A 15,161-nucleotide genomic window follows, 5' to 3' on the forward strand; every position below is an offset into this window, starting at 1 on the left:
TCAGCGTCCCACCGCCAGCTCCGCCCACACCTGCTTGCCGCCGCTGACCGGCAGCGTCCCCCAGGTGGCCGACAGGGCCTCGACGAGGAGGATCCCGCGGCCGCCGGTGGCCTCCCAGCCGATGCTCCTCGGCCGTACCGGGGTGCGGGGGGAGGCGTCGGCGACGGCGATGCGCAGGCGGTCGTTGATGAGGGTGAGGTCCATGCGGACCTGGCCGTCGGTGTGCACCAGGGCGTTGGTGACGAGTTCGGAGACGACGAGGAGAGCCGCGTCCTGGTCCCCGCCGACGCCCCAGGAGCGCAGGGTGCGCCGGGCGAACCGGCGGGCGTGCCCGACCGCCTGGGGCACCCGCCACACCGTCCAGCTCTCCCGCAGCGGGCGCAGGTCCATACCGTCGTAGCGCAGCAGGAGCAGGGCGACGTCGTCGCTGCGCGGGGCATTGCCGAGGAGGGCGTCGGCGATCAGTCCCAGGTCGGTGGGGGCGGCGCCGGCGAACTGCGCGGCCAGGTGGGCCATGCCCTCGTCGATGTCGGACTCGGGTGTCTCGACCAGCCCGTCCGTGGCCAGGGCGATGACGGTGCCGGGCTGGAGGCGGAGCGGGCTCATCGGGTATTCGGCCTGGGTGATCACGCCCAGCGGTGGGCCGCCCTCGGCCTCGGCGATCTCGGTGCGGCCGTCCGGCCGGCGCAGCACGGGCGGCAGGTGCCCGGCGCGCACGCACCAGGCCGCGCCCTCCTCCAGGTCCAGGTCGACATAGCAGCAGGTGGCGAAGAGATCGCTCTCCATGTCCATCAGCAGCCGGTTGGCGTGCGCGACCACCACGTCCGGCGGGTGACCCTCGACGGCGTAGGCGCGCAGGGCGGTGCGCATCTGCCCCATGAGGGTCGCGGCGCCGGCGCTGTGCCCCTGCACGTCGCCGATGACTAGGGCGACGTGGTGGTCGGGGAGCGGGATGACGTCGTACCAGTCACCGCCGAGCTCCAGCCCGGCCGTGCTGGGCAGGTAGCGGGCGACGGCCACCGCGCCCGGCAGCCGGGGCAGGCGGCGCGGCAGCAGCTGGCGCTGGAGCATGCCGACGAGCTCGTGCTCGGCGTCGAAGGCCCGGGCCCGCACCAGCGCCTGCCCGGCGAGTCCGGCGCAGGCGGTGAGCAGGGCGCGCTCGTCGGAGCCGAAGTCGTGCGGGCTGTCCCAGCCGATCAGGCAGGCCCCGGCCATGCGGTTCCCGGCGGGCAGCGGCAGGACGGCGAGGCCGCCGGGGCCGACCTCGGCGAGGGAGGGCTCCAGAGGGCTGCCGGCGGGCCAGATGTGGGCCCGGCCCTCGCGCAGCGCGGCGGCGAGCGCCGGCATGGAGCGCACGGGCGCGTCGGGCCACTCGCCGCGCCACTCCGTACGCCACACCCCCGGCCAGGCCTCGGGCTCGGGCGGGTCGAGGACGGTGACGACCAGACGGTCGCCCTCCAGCTCGGCGAGCGCGATCCGGTCGGCCCGCAGCGGGCGGCGCAGGGCGGCGACCACGGCCTTGCCGACGTCGCGGACGGTGACGGCGGTGGCCAGGGCGGCGGCGAGGCGCTGGACGCGGGCGACGTCGGTGACGTCGGAGCGCAGGGTGGAGACGTCGGCGACCGTTCCGACGAGCCGGGCCGGGCGGCCGTCCCCGCCGGGCACCAGGCGCCCGCGCAGCCGCAGCCACTTCGGCGGTCCGGCGGGCTGGAGCACCCGGAACTCCAGCTCCCGGTCGCCGATGGACATGTGGTCGGCCTCCACGACCGACATCAGTGACGGCAGGTCCTCCGGCACGGTCAGGCCGAGCAGGGTCTCCACCCGGCCGTCGAACTCGGCGGGATCCAGCCCGAACAGGGCGAGCAGGTCGTCACCGACGCGGACGCGCCCGCTGTCCATGGCGAGGCTGAACGCGCCCGGCGGCAGGTCGCCGCCCTCGGCGGGCGCCGACGGGGCGGTGAGGGCGACCGCGTCGCCGACCCGTTCCAGGCAGGCCCGGTCCTCGGCGCAGAACCCGCCGGGGCGTTCGGTCACCGCGAGCAGGCAGCCGCCCTCGACTGTGCCGGGCGCCTGCAGCGGCAGGGCGAGGAGGTGGAAGTTCCCGGAGGGCACGCGCCGCGCCTGGGCGTGCCCGGCCAGGTCCACCGGGTCCAGCGCGACGGGCCGTCCCGTGCGGTGGGCCTCGGCCACCGGGGACCGGCCGGCGCGCGGGTAGCTGTCGCGCAGTCCGTACAGCGTCCGCGGCACTCCGGCCGACTCCACCAGGCACAGCAGCTCGCCGTCGGTGCTCGGGGCGTACACGGCGGCGAGCACGGCACCCGCGTAGACGAGGGCCTGTTCGAGGACGCGGCGCACCCGTTCGGGTGACTCGTGCTCGGCCGCGACCGCCTTGAGAGCACCTTCGACGCGCGAGATTCGCGTTCCGCGTTCTGGGGCGCCCTGACTGACCACGATGGCCATTACAGCGCTAATGAGACACCTGCGCAGCCCCTGTGGGCGGTCCGTGAACCAGCGGCGTGGACGCCGCCGCACGGCGCCGAGCGCCGCGTCGCCGTGCGGCGGGTGCGGGCCGGGGGCTCCCGGCGGCGGACCGGTGCCGGTGTGGCTCGTCGTGCGGGACGGCCCGCCAGGGGGCAGATTTGTTCTGGGCCAGGCCGCACGGTCCGTGCGAGGAGGTGGTCGGCGTGTCCGACGGGCATGCGTCCGCGCAGGCGCCGGCGACCGCCAGGATGCCGGTCGGACGGCCGCTGCTGTCACTCGCCCTGGCCTCGATGATGGACGAGGTGCACGCGCACTCCGGTGCGGTGTACCTGCTCGCCCGGGACCAGCCGGTGCTGGAGATGGCGGTGATGGCCGGGCTGCCCCGGGCGTTCGCGGCCCCCTGGGAGCGGGTGGGGCTCAGCGCGCCCATCCCGGTCGCCGACGCGGCCCGCGAGCGGCGCCTGGTCTGGGTGGGCGGCGAGGAGGAGATGGCCCGCCGCTACCCCCGCATCGCCATGGTCCTTCCCTACCCCTTCGCGCTGGCCGCCGTGCCGGTCGCCACCGACTCCACCGTCTACGGCGCGGTGTTCGTGACCTGGCCGGGCGCCCACCCGCCGGAGCTGTCCGACCACGAGCGCGACCATCTCACGGCGGCCTGTGGCCGGCTGGCCGTGCGGCTGGAGCGGGCCGCCGAGCACAGCGTCCCGCCGCACCCCGAGACGGACCTGGTCGCCGCTCCCCTGGTGGGCGGCATGGCGGGCTCCCTCGGCACGGTCGAGGCGGCCCGGATGGTCAGCCGGCTGCCCTACGGCCTGGTCTCCCTGGACCTGCACGGCCGGATCGGCTTCGTCAACGCGGCGGCGGCCGAGCTGCTGAACGTCCCCGTCAGCCGGCTGCTCGGCACCCAGCTGTGGGCATCGGTCCCCTGGCTCAACGACCCGGTGTACGAGGACCGCTACCGGGCCGCGCTGATGAGCCAGCACACCACCTCGTTCGTGGCGCTGCGCCCGCCCGGCGAATGGCTGTCCTTCCGGCTCTATCCGAGCACCACCGGCCTGAGCGTGCGCATCACCCGGTCCCGGGCCGTGTCGGAGATGAACCGCAGGGTCCCGCCGCCGGACGGGGCGCCCTCCCGGCTGGTCACCATCTCGCAGGTGCTGAACCTGGCCGGCGCGCTCACCGAGGCGGTCGGGGTGCAGGACGTGGTGCAGCTCGTCGCCGACGAGATCGCCCCGGCCGTGGGCAGCCAGGCCCTCGTGCTGCTGGGGTCTCGCGCGAACCGGATGCGGGTGCTCGGGCACCGCGGCTACCGGGACGCCCACGTGGTCGAACGGTTCGACGGCCTGCCCCTGACCGAGCCGACGCCCGGCACCCAGGTGCTGCGGACCGGCGTGCCCGCCTTCTTCGAGTCCCAGGAGGAGCTGGAGCGCCTGTACCCGGCGCGCCACGCCACTCCGGACGGTTTCGCTGCGTGGGCCTACCTGCCGCTGATCGCGCAGGGCCGCCCCGTGGGCACCTGCGTGCTCGCCTACGCCGAGCCGCACCCCTTCCCGACCGAGGATCGGGCGATCATGACGAGCCTGGCCGGGCTGATCGCCCAGGCGCTGGAGCGGGCGCTGCTCTACGACGCCAAGCACCGGCTCGCGCACGGGCTGCAGGAGGCGCTGCTGCCGCACTCGCTGCCCGCGCTGCCCGGTGTGGAGGCCACCGGCCGGTACCTGCCGGCCACGCAGGGCATGGACATCGGCGGTGACTTCTACGACCTGGTGCGCACGCAGGGCCTGGCGGCGGCGGTGATCGGGGACGTGCAGGGCCACAACGTCACCGCGGCCGGGCTGATGGGGCAGGTGCGTACCGCGGTGCGCGCGTACACGACCGTCGGCCAGGCCCCCGAGGAGGTCATGCGCAGCACCAACCGGCTGCTGCTCGACCTGGGTTCCGACCTGTTCGCCAGCTGCCTGTACCTGCGGCTCGACCCGGCGCGCGGCCGCGCGGTGATGTCGCGGGCCGGACATCCCCCGCCGCTGCTGAGACGCCCGGACGGCCGGGTGCGCGTGCTCGACCTGGCCGGCGGGCCGCTCCTGGGCATCGACGCCTCGGCGGTCTACCCGGCGACCGAGGTCGCCCTGCCGCCCGGCTCACTGCTCGTCCTCTACACCGACGGGCTGGTGGAATCGCCCGGCACGGACTTCGAGGACGCCCTGGCGGACCTGAGTCGGCGCCTGGCCGAGGCGGGGGACCTGCCGCTGGACGAACTGGCCGACCGCCTCGTGCGCGAGGTCCGGCACGAGGTGAACGGCGACGAACGCCTCGACGACGTCGCCGTGCTGCTGATCAGGGCGGTCGGATAGGGCCCGGAAGGAACCCGGCCCCGGACGCCGACGGGCCGGTCCGGCACCGCCGCGGGAAGGGGGCGGCACCAGGACCGGCCACGTGGACCGGCCTCAGTCGGCTACCGGGACTCGGTCGGCTCGGAGTGGTCTGCGGCTTCCCGGCCCGGGTCCTGTCCGGCACCCGCACCGGCGTCGCCGCCGGCCTGCTCGCCGGCCCCGGCGTCCTGGCCGGCGCCCGCTCCCTGGCCGGCCCCGTTTCCGGCACCGGCCTGCTCACCGGCACCGGTCTGCTCACCGGCACCGGCGTCCTGGCCGGCACCGGCCTCCTGACCGGCGCCGGCCTCCGCACCGGCGCCCGCTTCGCCGGCCGCGCCGAGGGTCGCGCCGACCGCCTCCAGGGCGGTGGTCACCGGCTGGAAGAACGTCTCGCCGCCGACGGTGCAGTCGCCGCTGCCACCCGAGGTCAGGCCGATCGCCAGGCCGTCCTGGGTGAACAGCGAGCCGCCGCTGTCGCCGGGCTCGGCGCAGACGTCGGTCTGGATGAGCCCGGTGACGGTGCCCTCGGGGTAGTTCACCGTGGCGTCCAGGCCGAGCACCTGGCCGTCGCTGAGGCCGGTGGTGCTGCCCATCCGGAACACTTGCTGGCCGACGGTCGCCTCGGCGGCCCCGCTGATCTGGACGGTCTGGTTCCCGGTGTCGACCTCGCTGGGCGCCTGGGTCGCCGGGTCGTCGTACTTCACGAGTGCGAAGTCGCCGTTGCCGGGGAAGGTCGACTGGTCGACCGTGGCGATCGGCGGGCCGCCCTGTGTGTCGGACCACTCGTTGCCGCCGAGGGTGCAGTGACCGGCCGTCAGGAACGCCGGGGAACCGTCGCCCGCGGTGACGTTGAAGCCGAGGGAGCAGCGCGAGCCGCCCGCGAAGACGGCGTCGCCGCCGGAGACGAACGGCTTGAAGGTGCCGGAGGACTTCTTCAAGGTCGCCATGTCCGGGCCGAGGCTGCGCACGGTGGCCTCCAGCCGGTCCCACTCGGCGCCGGTCACGGTGCTGTCGGCGGTCACCAGGAGCTTGTTGGTGCGCGGGTCGATCGACCAGGAGGTGCCGGCGATGGTCGCCTCCGACGTGAGCGTCGACGCGCCGTCCTCCAGCTCGGACCAGCTGTTGTCGACCTCGCGGACCTTCGCGCCGGCGGCCTTGGCCTGCGCGATCGCGTTGTCGTCGTCGCCCGGCACGACGTTGACGACGAGTTGCCGGTTGTCACCGTCGTAGTACGAGCCGCCGAACGCCTCGCCGAGGAGCCCGGACAGCTGCGCGGCGAGATCCGAGGCGTCGCCCGCCTTGAGGGTCCTGGGCGCGGCCGCCGCGTCGCCGGACGAACCGTCCTGCGAGGCGTTGGCGTTGGGGAGCAGGATCGCTGCCGCGCCGAGCGCCACCACACTGCCCGCCGCTATCGCGGCCTTGCGCTTCGGGATTCGCTTGTGACTCAAACTTCTCTCCTCCTGGGGGACGGAGCGGTGCCGCCGTCCGGCAGCGTCTTGGGGGGGGCGCCTGGATGGCTGTTGGTACGCAGCGGTCGCACGGGGCGTTCAATTCCGACTGCAAGTGGTCCGTCGACCCGGGGGAATCGGCCGGCTCCTGTCCTGACGGCCCTTCAGCGGCACCCGCCGGGACCCCGCCGCGGGACACAGCGGTGCGTGTCCATTCGGCAACACTCCGTCCCGCACACGAAGTTGAATCCCGGCTTCCGCGAATCTGCACATCGGCTGCCCAACCCGGTCACCGGGCCGGCGGTTGTCCACAGGCGTGATGGGGCGCTCACGCCTTTGGGGCGGGAGTGCCGGATTCGCCGTCACGGGACGCAAGGGACGGGATGCGCCGATGCCGTGGGGCATGTGAAGAAGTCGCCGCCGAGCCGTGCCCGAATCTGCACGGGTGCGAGCCGCCGCTGCACAAGTTGCCTGGTGAGGCGGCTGATTGAGTGGAAGCGCCCGCCCGGGGCGTGCTTTGATCCATCGCACCGCGGGGGCCGCGGAGGGCGCTCGGGAACGCGCGTCCGGCACTCGTGGTCGCGGCCGTCGTCTGTCCCCAGAGGGGGCCGCTCCCCCCTTGATGAGTTATCCATACGAAGGGAAGTTCCATCATGAACTCCACCCCCCAGGTCGAGACCGTCGAGATCGCCGACGCCGAGCTCGACGCCGTTTCGGGCGGTCTGTCCGTGAACGCCGTGAACACCGTCACCGACACGGTGAACGGCATCGCTCCGGTCGCCGGCCTGGTAGACACGGCCGTCGGCACCGTCGAGGGTGTCACCGGCCTGAACACGGCCCCGGTCACCAACCTGGTCGCCGGTCTCTGATCGAGCCCCAGTGCCGTCGACTCCCGGAACCGCAGCCGGCGGTTCCGGGATCTTCGGGTGCCGTGACCGTCCCCGTCACGGCCGTCAGTGCTTCTTCTACGGGTGCGGGAAGTCCCCTTGCAGTTCCGCCAACAGGCCCTCGCCAAGCTCCAGTCACCGGAGGAACTCGACCTGCCGGTGCGCTTCGCCCGCCCGCAGGGCTGGCTCGTGCTGTCCGTGACGCTGGTCGCGATGGCCGCCGCCTCGATGTGGGCGGTGACCGGCTCGGTGGCCTCCACGGTCAGCGCGCCCGCCATCCTCACGCACGGGCAGGGCAGTTACGTCCTGCAGAGCCCCGTCGCGGGCCAGGTCACCGCGGTCCTCGCCGAGCAGGGCGAACGGCTCCCGGCGAACTCCCCCGTGCTCAAGGTCCGCACCCCCGAGGGCGAGACCGTCGTCCGCACGCTCGACGCCGGCCGCGTCTCCGCGCTCGCCGCGAGCGTCGGGCAGATCATCCGGACCGGCGCGAACGTCGCCGCCGTCGAGAAGGTCGCCCGCACCGGGGACCCCCTCTACGCCACGGTCTACGTGCCCGCACAGAACGCCGCCACGATCCCCGACGGCGCACCCGTCGACCTCACGGTGCAGTCGGTGCCGACGCAGGAGTACGGCGTGCTGCGCGGCCACGTGAAGTCCGTGGACCGCTCGGCCCAGTCGCCGCAGCAGATCGCCGCGTTCCTCGGGGACAGCCAGCTCGGCGAGCAGTTCACGAAGAAGGGCAGGCCGGTGGCCGTGACGGTCCGGCTGGACAAGTCCTCCACCACGAAGAGCGGTTACGCGTGGTCCTCCGCGGACGGGCCACCGTTCGAGCTGACGTCCATGACGCCGGCCTCCGGCTCCATCAGGCTGGCCGACCGGCGTCCCGTCGACTGGCTGCTGCCATGAGCCGGACCGCACAGGAGACCCGGGGCAGGCGCCGCGCCGCCCCGCCCGAGCGCAAGGTGCCCAAGGCCGGGGCGAAGACCGTCCGCACCCCCACCGTGCTGCAGATGGAGGCCGTCGAGTGCGGCGCCGCCTCCCTGGCGATGGTGCTCGGCCACTACGGCAGGCACGTGCCGCTGGAGGAGCTGCGCATCGCCTGCGGCGTCTCCCGCGACGGCTCGCGCGCCAGCAACCTGCTGAAGGCGGCCCGCAGTTACGGCCTGACGGCCAAGGGCATGCAGATGGACCTTGCGGCCCTCGCCGAGGTGAGGTCGCCGGCCATCCTGTTCTGGGAGTTCAACCACTACGTCGTCTACGACGGCATGGGCCGCCGCTTCGGCCGCCGGGGCGTCCACATCAACGACCCCGGCAAGGGCCGCCGGTTCGTGCCCATGGAGGACTTCGACGGCAGCTTCACCGGCGTCGTGCTGGTCATGGAGCCCGGCGAGGGCTTCGCGCGGGGCGGCCGCAAGCCCGGCGTCCTCGGCGCGATGCCCGCCCGGCTGCGCGGCACCGCCGGCACCCTGCCGGCCGCCGTGCTGGCGAGCCTGCTGCTGGTGGCCGTGGGCGCCGCCGTGCCCGCGCTCAGCCGCACCTACATCGACGAGTTCCTGATCGGGGGCCAGACCTCCCTGCTGGGCGTGCTGTTCACGTCCATGGCGGCGTGCGTGCTGCTGACCCTGGCGCTGACCTGGCTGCAGCAGGCCAACCTGCTGCACGGCAGGATCATCTCCTCCACGCTCTCCAGCGCCCGCTTCCTGCGCCACCTGCTGCGGCTGCCGGTGACGTTCTTCTCCCAGCGCAGCCCCGCCGACCTGGTGCAGCGGCTGCAGTCCAACGACGCCGTCGCCGAGACCCTGTCCCGTGACCTGGCGGCGGCGGGCGTCGACGCGATCGTCGTCGTGCTGTACGCGGTCCTGCTGTACACCTACGACCCGCAGCTCACCTTCGTCGGCATCGGCGTGGCCCTGCTGAACGTCGTCGCCATGCGGGTCGTCGTACGGCTGCGCGCCACCCGCACGGCGAAGCTGCGCGCCGACACGGCCCGGCTCACCAACACCGCCTACACCGGGCTGCAGCTCATCGAGACGATGAAGGCGACCGGCGGCGAGGACGGCTACTTCCGCAAGTGGGCCGGGCAGCACGCCACCACCCTGGAGGAGCAGCAGCGGCTCGGCGTGCCGAGCGCCTGGCTGGGCGTGGTCGCGCCGACACTCGCCACGCTCAACAGCGCCCTGATCCTGTGGATCGGCGGCATGCGGGCGGTCGAGGGGCACATCTCGGTCGGCCTGCTGGTGGCCTTCCAGGCCCTGGTCACCCGGTTCACCGCGCCGCTGACCCGGCTGAACGGCGTGGCGGGCCGCATCCAGGACTTCGCCGCCGACGTGGCCCGGCTGAAGGACGTGGAGAACTTCAAGGCCGACCCGCTCTACGGCCGCCCCGGCGCCGGCGAGTCGACGCGGCGCCTGCAGGGCCATGTGGAGCTGGAGAACATCACCTTCGGCTACAGCCCGCTCGACGAGCCGCTGCTCGCCGGCTTCGACCTGACCGTCGGACCCGGGCAGCAGGTGGCGCTGGTCGGTGGCTCCGGCAGCGGCAAGTCCACGGTGTCCCGGCTGATCTCCGGCCTGTACGCGCCGTGGGAGGGCGTCATCCGCATCGACGGGCAGCGCATCGAGGACATCCCGCGCGGGGCGCTCGCCGCCTCCGTCTCCTTCGTCGACCAGGACGTGTTCCTCTTCGAGGGCACGGTCCGCGACAACGTGGCGCTGTGGGACCCGTCGATCCCGGACGACGCGGTGGAGGACGCGCTGCGCGACGCCGCCCTGTACGACGTGGTCGCGCGCCGGCCGGGCGGCATCCACAGCAGGGTCGAGCAGGACGGGCGGAACTTCTCCGGCGGGCAGCGCCAGCGGCTGGAGATCGCGCGGGCGCTGGTGCGCCGGCCGAGCGTCCTGGTGCTCGACGAGGTGACGAGCGCGCTCGACGCGGAGACCGAGCTGGTCGTGATGGACAACCTGCGCCGGCGCGGCTGCGCCTGCGTGGTGATCGCGCACCGGCTCAGCACCGTGCGCGACAGCGACGAGATCGTCGTCCTGGAGCACGGCACGGTCGTGGAGCGGGGACGGCACGAGGACCTGGTGGCACGCGGCGGCGCCTACGCGGCACTGGTCAGGGAGCGGTGAGATGACGGCCGTTCCGGAAGGACACCACGGCGACCTGGTGCTGGACGCGTTCGGGCGGCTGGGCTCGCGCGTCGACTGCGCCGGCTTCACCCGCCTGGACCTCGAGGGCCCGCAGGTGCTGTGGCTGGTCGCGTCCGGCGCGCTGGACCTGTTCGCGGTCGACGCCGGGCAGCAGGGCCACTGGCACCACCTCGGACGGCTGGAGGCCGGCTCGCTGGTGCTCGGACCGGTGGCGGGCCCGCAGCACACGCTGGTGGCCCGGCCGCTGCGGGACTGCGTGGTGCACCGCATCGGCCTGCGCGAGCTGTACCAGCCCGCGAACACCGCGACCTGGTCGTACGACGCGTACGGCAACCCGCAGTACGTGCCGCCGACGACGAGTCCTCTGGAGTACGCGCTCGCCCTCGGCGTCGGTCGCAGCCTGTCCATCCTCTTCCAGGCTCCGATGGCCACCGAGCGGGCCGCGGCGCCCACCGACGACGACGTGTTCTGGATGCCGGTCCCGCCCGGCAGCGTGCAGTACGGCTCCCTGTACGGGGCCGAGGCCGCGGCGGACCTGCTGATGGACCCCGCGCTGTGGCAGTCCATGGTGGACCAGCAGTACCGGCTGCTGACCACGCTGGACCGCTGGATCGAGCAGGTGGAGCGCACCCACGAGACCCGTACGGCCGAGGGCATCAGGGCCGGTGAGGCGGTGCGCGCCGAGGCCGACCGGACGCTGCTCGCCTCCATCGGCAGGCGCTCCGCCCGGACCGCCACCGCCGCGGACGCCGACGCGACGTACGCGGCGTGCAGGCTGGTGGGGCGGGCGGCCGGTATCCCGATCGCCGAACCCACGCAGCAGGGCACGGGCGGCGACCGCCTCGACCCCGTCGAGCAGGTCGCACTCGCCTCCCGCGTGCGCACCCGGGCCGTCCGGCTGGACGGCCGCTGGTGGCGGGACGACGTGGGGCCGCTGGTCGGCCGGCGGGCCCTGTCCGGTGCGCCGGTGGCGCTGCTGTGGCGGCGCGGCGGCTATGTCGCGGTGCATCCGTCGACGGGCCGCGAGACGCCGGTCGAGAAGGCCAACGCGGACGAGTTCGAGCCGCGTGCGGTGATGTTCTACCGCCCGCTCCCGGAGCGGGGGCTCGGGCCCCTCGGGCTGCTGCGGTTCTGCGTGCGGGGCATGCGCGGCGACCTGACGGCCCTGCTGCTCAGCGGCCTGGTCACGGTGGCGATCGGGGCGCTGGTGCCCATCGCCACGGGCAAGGTGCTCGGGGAGTTCGTACCGAAGGCGCAGACCGGGCTGATCGTGCAGGTGTGTCTGGCGGTGATGCTGAGCAGCGTGGTCGCCGCCGCCTTCATGCTGTTGCAGAACCTGACCATCCTGCGGCTCGAGGGCCGCATCGAGGCCACGCTCCAGCCGGCGGTGTGGGACCGGCTGCTGAGACTGCCGACGACGTTCTTCACCGAACGCTCCACCGGCGAACTGGCCGGCGCCGCCATGGGCATCAGCTCCATCCGCAGGCTGCTGGCGGGCGTGGGGCCGACCGTCGCCCAGTCGGTGACGGTCGGGGCGATGAACCTGGGACTGCTGCTGTGGTTCAGTGTGCCGATGGCGATGGCCGCCATCGGCATGCTCGTCGTCATCGCGGCCGTCTTCCTGGGACTCGGACTGTGGCAGGTGCGCTGGCAGCGGCGGCTGGTGGTGCTGTCCAACAAGCTGAACAACCAGGCGTTCCAGACCCTGCGGGGCCTGCCCAAACTGCGGGTGGCCGCCGCGGAGAACTACGCCTACGCGGCATGGGCCTCGCAGTTCGCGCGCAGCCGCGAGCTCCAGCAGAAGGTCGGCCGGATCAAGAACGTCACCTCGGTCCTGGGCGCGGTGTACCTGCCGCTGTGCACCCTGCTGATGTTCATGCTGCTGGCCGGCCCGGCCCGCGGCTCGATGTCGGCGGCGGCGTTCCTGACCTTCAACACCTCGGTGACGATGCTGCTGACCTCCGTGACCCAGCTGACGGGCGCCTTCGTGTCGGCGGTGGCCGCGCTGCCGCTGTTCGAGGAGATCAGGCCGGTGCTGGACGCCACACCGGAGGTCCGCGCGGCGAGCACCCGGCCGGGGCCGCTGACCGGTGCGATCGAGGCCCGGCGGGTGTCCTTCCGGTACACGGACGACGGTCCGCTGGTGCTGGACGACGTGTCGTTCGAGGTGCGGCCGGGCGAGTTCGTCGCGATCGTGGGGCCGAGCGGCTGCGGCAAGTCGACCCTGCTGCGCCTGCTGATCGGTTTCGACCGTCCCGTGTCCGGCAGTGTGCTGTACGACGGCCAGGACCTGGCGGCTCTGGACCAGTCGGCGGTGCGCCGCCAGTGCGGCGTGGTGCTGCAGCACGCCCAGCCGTTCACCGGCTCGATCCTGGACGTCATCTGCGGCACCGAGCCGTACACCCCTGAGGAGGCGATGGCGGCGGCCGAGATGGCGGGCCTGGCCGAGGACATCAAGCGCATGCCGATGGGGCTGCACACCATCGTCTCCGGCAGCGGAGCGGTCTCCGGCGGCCAGCGCCAGCGGCTGATGATCGCCCAGGCGCTGATCCGCCGGCCGCGCATCCTCTTCTTCGACGAGGCGACCAGCGCCCTCGACAACGAGACGCAGCGCACGGTCATCGAGAGCACCAAGGCCATCGACGCCACGCGCGTCGTCATCGCGCACCGGCTGTCGACCGTGCTGGACGCCGACCGGGTGGTGGTGATGGAGGAGGGCAAGGTCGTCCAGCAGGGCCCGCCCGCGCAGTTGCTCGCCGACACCGGAGGCCGGCTGCACGAGCTGGTGCGCCGCCAGATGGCCTGAGGGTCAGTCCTGCCCGGGCACCGGGGCGCCGGAGGGGACGCCGGCGGCGACGTACGCCTCGTAGAGTCCCTTCCAGGGCGCCTCCGCCCCGGCGTGGGGTCCGGCGTGCTCCTCGCCGCGGGCCCGGGCGTCCAGTGCGGCCAGGCAGACGTCCCAGCCCGCGCCGTTGCGAGCGGCGGTGTCCTCGGCGACGAGGACGTTGGTGAGGGTGAAGCGGGTGCGCCCGTCGTCCGTCGCCTCCAGGTCGAAGTGCACCTCGTCGCCGTCCCACGCGAACGACAGGTGCCGGAGCGGGTCGACGGCGATGACGCGGCCCGTGGAGCCGGCCAGGTGCGGGTCGCCGCCGAAGGTGACGGTGCCTGCGGGGCGCAGCTCGATCTCGGCCCGGCAGGGGAACCAGCGCTCGAGTTCGTCCGGGTCGGTGACGAGCGCCCACACGCGTTCGACGGGGTGGTCGTAGACCCGGGTGAAGCGGACCGCGGGGCGGCCGTCGTCGAGGGTCAGGTAGGTGCCGGTCGGGTCGGTGGTCATGGGGGATCAGTCCTTCGGTGCGGGGGACGGCCCGGGCGGCCGGTCCGCCTCGTCGAGGCGGCGGCCCAGCGCGTCGAGGCTGTCGTGCCAGAGCTTGCGGTAGGGGGCGAGCCAGGCGTCGAGCGCGGCGATGGGGGCCGGGTCGAGTGCGTGGACCCGGCGCTGGGCTTCCTGCCGCACCCGGACCAGACCCGCCTCCCGCAGCACCCTGAGGTGCTTGGAGGCGCTCGGCTGGCTCAGTCCGCACCGCTCGGCGATCTCGCCGACGGACCGGGGCCGCTCCAGGAGCAGCGCGACGACGGCCCGCCGGTGGGGATCGGCGAGCGCGGTCCAGAGGGCGTCGGACCCGGCGGCGTCGGACATGCCCTCAATATGCCTCGCCGGTTATATGCCGGTCAAGGCATGTAAGAGGGATCCGGCGGGTGAACCCTGTTGGTACGCCGGGTAAACGGGTACCCACCGGTCATGCGTATCAGCGTGGTGGACGTGGGATCGAACACGGTCAGACTGGTGGTCGCGGACGCGGTGGGCGGGGTTCCGCTGCCCGTGCACACCGCCAAGTGGCGGCTCAGGCTGTCCGAGCAGATCCCGCCGGGGGGAGCCATCCCGGAACAGGCCGTGGAGTCGCTGGTGGACGCGGTCGCCGAAGCGGGCCGGACCGCCGCCCGGTGGGGCGCCGGCGGGCCGCCGGCGTTCGCGACCGCCGTGGTGCGCAACGCGCCGAACCGCCAGGAGGTGCTGCACGCCGTCCGCTCCCGGACGGGCGTCGACCTGTGCACCCTGCCGGGCGAGGTCGAGGCCGAGCTGACGTTCCTCGGGGCCCGGCGGTGGATGGGCTGGCGCTCCGGACCGCTCGCCCTGCTCGACATCGGCGGCGGCACCCTGGAGGTGGCCTTCGGGCGCGGCAGGCTGCCCGACTTCGTGGCGTCGCTGCCCCTGGGCGCACGGCGGCTGACCCACGAGTTCTTCGAGGACGAGGACCCGCCGTCGCCGGAACGGGTGCGCCAGCTGCGCCGCAAGGTCCGCCACCAGCTACGGGACGTGGCGGCCCGGATCCGCTGGGAGGGCCCGCGCACCGCGGTCGCCACCTCCCGCACCTTCCAGCAGCTGGGACGGCTGTGCGGCGCCGCACCCGGCCGCCACGGCCCGTTCGTGGACCGTGAGATGAGCCGCGCGCAGCTGCGCGGGGCCATCGGCCGGCTGGCCGCCCTGCCCGCCGCCGAGCGCGCACGCCTGCCCGGCATCTCCGCGCCGCGGGCCGCCCAGAGCCTGGCCGGCGCGGTCGTCGGGCACACGGCGATGAAGCTGGCCGGCATCAAGTCCGTGACGGTGTGCCCCTGGGCGATCCGCGAGGGCGTGCTGCTGCGGCACATCGAGGACGGCCCGTCCTGGTGGGCCGAGGTGGCCCGGCAGGACGAGGCACCGGATCTCGCGGAGCCGGTGACGTTGCGCATCGCCACCGCCGCGAAGTGAACGACGAGACGACGCAG

Annotated in this window: 10 protein-coding genes; 6 read left to right on the plus strand and 4 right to left on the minus strand. The window is 73.9% G+C overall.

Going from position 1 to position 15,161, the window contains the following annotated elements; translation table 11 throughout:
• Positions 1–2,460, minus strand: a complete 2,460-nt coding sequence (locus tag Q5694_RS14315) for a SpoIIE family protein phosphatase (RefSeq protein WP_333933251.1) — start codon at positions 2,458–2,460, stop codon at positions 1–3.
• Positions 2,461–2,729: 269 nt separating this feature from the next.
• On the opposite strand from Q5694_RS14315, the gene Q5694_RS14320 reads away from it, so the two are divergent.
• Positions 2,730–4,832 (plus strand): SpoIIE family protein phosphatase, encoded by a 2,103-nt coding sequence (locus Q5694_RS14320; protein WP_443040876.1) that lies wholly within the window; start codon positions 2,730–2,732, stop codon positions 4,830–4,832.
• Between the two features lie 101 nt (positions 4,833–4,933).
• On the opposite strand, the gene Q5694_RS14325 is transcribed toward Q5694_RS14320, so the two are convergent.
• Entirely contained in the window at positions 4,934–6,298 is a 1,365-nt protein-coding gene (locus tag Q5694_RS14325; RefSeq protein WP_333933254.1) for a S1 family peptidase, read from the minus strand.
• A 653-nt stretch (positions 6,299–6,951) separates the two neighbouring features.
• Here Q5694_RS14325 and Q5694_RS14330 point away from each other — a divergent pair.
• The 4 genes from Q5694_RS14330 to Q5694_RS14345 all read left to right on the plus strand — a co-directional run bounded on the left by Q5694_RS14330 (position 6,952) and on the right by Q5694_RS14345 (position 13,140).
• On the plus strand, positions 6,952–7,167 hold the full coding sequence (locus tag Q5694_RS14330) for a type A2 lantipeptide (protein ID WP_333933255.1): 216 nt from the start codon (positions 6,952–6,954) through the stop codon (positions 7,165–7,167).
• Between the two features lie 117 nt (positions 7,168–7,284).
• The gene (locus Q5694_RS14335) at positions 7,285–8,091 is read left to right on the plus strand and encodes an HlyD family efflux transporter periplasmic adaptor subunit (protein WP_333933256.1); all 807 of its coding nucleotides are present in this window, start codon (positions 7,285–7,287) and stop codon (positions 8,089–8,091) included.
• Complete coding sequence (locus Q5694_RS14340) at positions 8,088–10,313, plus strand: NHLP family bacteriocin export ABC transporter peptidase/permease/ATPase subunit (protein ID WP_333933257.1); 2,226 nt, start codon at positions 8,088–8,090, stop codon at positions 10,311–10,313. Before Q5694_RS14335 ends, Q5694_RS14340 begins: the two co-directional genes overlap by 4 nt.
• A gap of 1 nt (position 10,314) precedes the next feature.
• On the plus strand, positions 10,315–13,140 hold the full coding sequence (locus tag Q5694_RS14345) for an NHLP bacteriocin export ABC transporter permease/ATPase subunit (RefSeq protein WP_333933259.1): 2,826 nt from the start codon (positions 10,315–10,317) through the stop codon (positions 13,138–13,140).
• A 3-nt stretch (positions 13,141–13,143) separates the two neighbouring features.
• Here the strand turns inward: Q5694_RS14345 and Q5694_RS14350 are convergent, their stop codons facing one another.
• A complete protein-coding gene (locus tag Q5694_RS14350; protein WP_333933260.1) occupies positions 13,144–13,671 on the minus strand; it encodes an SRPBCC family protein in 528 nt (175 codons plus the stop codon).
• A 6-nt stretch (positions 13,672–13,677) separates the two neighbouring features.
• Complete coding sequence (locus tag Q5694_RS14355) at positions 13,678–14,034, minus strand: ArsR/SmtB family transcription factor (protein ID WP_333933261.1); 357 nt, start codon at positions 14,032–14,034, stop codon at positions 13,678–13,680.
• 102 nt (positions 14,035–14,136) lie between these two features.
• Here Q5694_RS14355 and Q5694_RS14360 point away from each other — a divergent pair, with 102 nt between their 5' ends.
• Complete coding sequence (locus Q5694_RS14360; protein WP_333933262.1) at positions 14,137–15,144, plus strand: Ppx/GppA phosphatase family protein; 1,008 nt, start codon at positions 14,137–14,139, stop codon at positions 15,142–15,144.
• Positions 15,145–15,161: the final 17 nt, after the last annotated feature.

Source organism: Streptomyces sp. AHA2 (assembly GCF_036857595.1).
GTDB lineage: Bacteria > Actinomycetota > Actinomycetes > Streptomycetales > Streptomycetaceae > Streptomyces.

Bases quoted from the DNA above. Each gene is read 5' to 3' on its own strand.
- Q5694_RS14315 (WP_333933251.1), bottom strand. From the start codon at position 2,460: ATGGCCATCGTGGTCAGTCAGGGCGCCCCAGAACGCGGAACGCGAATC.
- Q5694_RS14320 (WP_443040876.1), top strand. From the start codon at position 2,730: ATGCCGGTCGGACGGCCGCTGCTGTCACTCGCCCTGGCCTCGATGATG.
- Q5694_RS14330 (WP_333933255.1), top strand. From the start codon at position 6,952: ATGAACTCCACCCCCCAGGTCGAGACCGTCGAGATCGCCGACGCCGAG.
- Q5694_RS14340 (WP_333933257.1), top strand. From the start codon at position 8,088: ATGAGCCGGACCGCACAGGAGACCCGGGGCAGGCGCCGCGCCGCCCCG.
- Q5694_RS14345 (WP_333933259.1), top strand. From the start codon at position 10,315: ATGACGGCCGTTCCGGAAGGACACCACGGCGACCTGGTGCTGGACGCG.
- Q5694_RS14350 (WP_333933260.1), bottom strand. From the start codon at position 13,671: ATGACCACCGACCCGACCGGCACCTACCTGACCCTCGACGACGGCCGC.
- Q5694_RS14355 (WP_333933261.1), bottom strand. From the start codon at position 14,034: ATGTCCGACGCCGCCGGGTCCGACGCCCTCTGGACCGCGCTCGCCGAT.
- Q5694_RS14360 (WP_333933262.1), top strand. From the start codon at position 14,137: ATGCGTATCAGCGTGGTGGACGTGGGATCGAACACGGTCAGACTGGTG.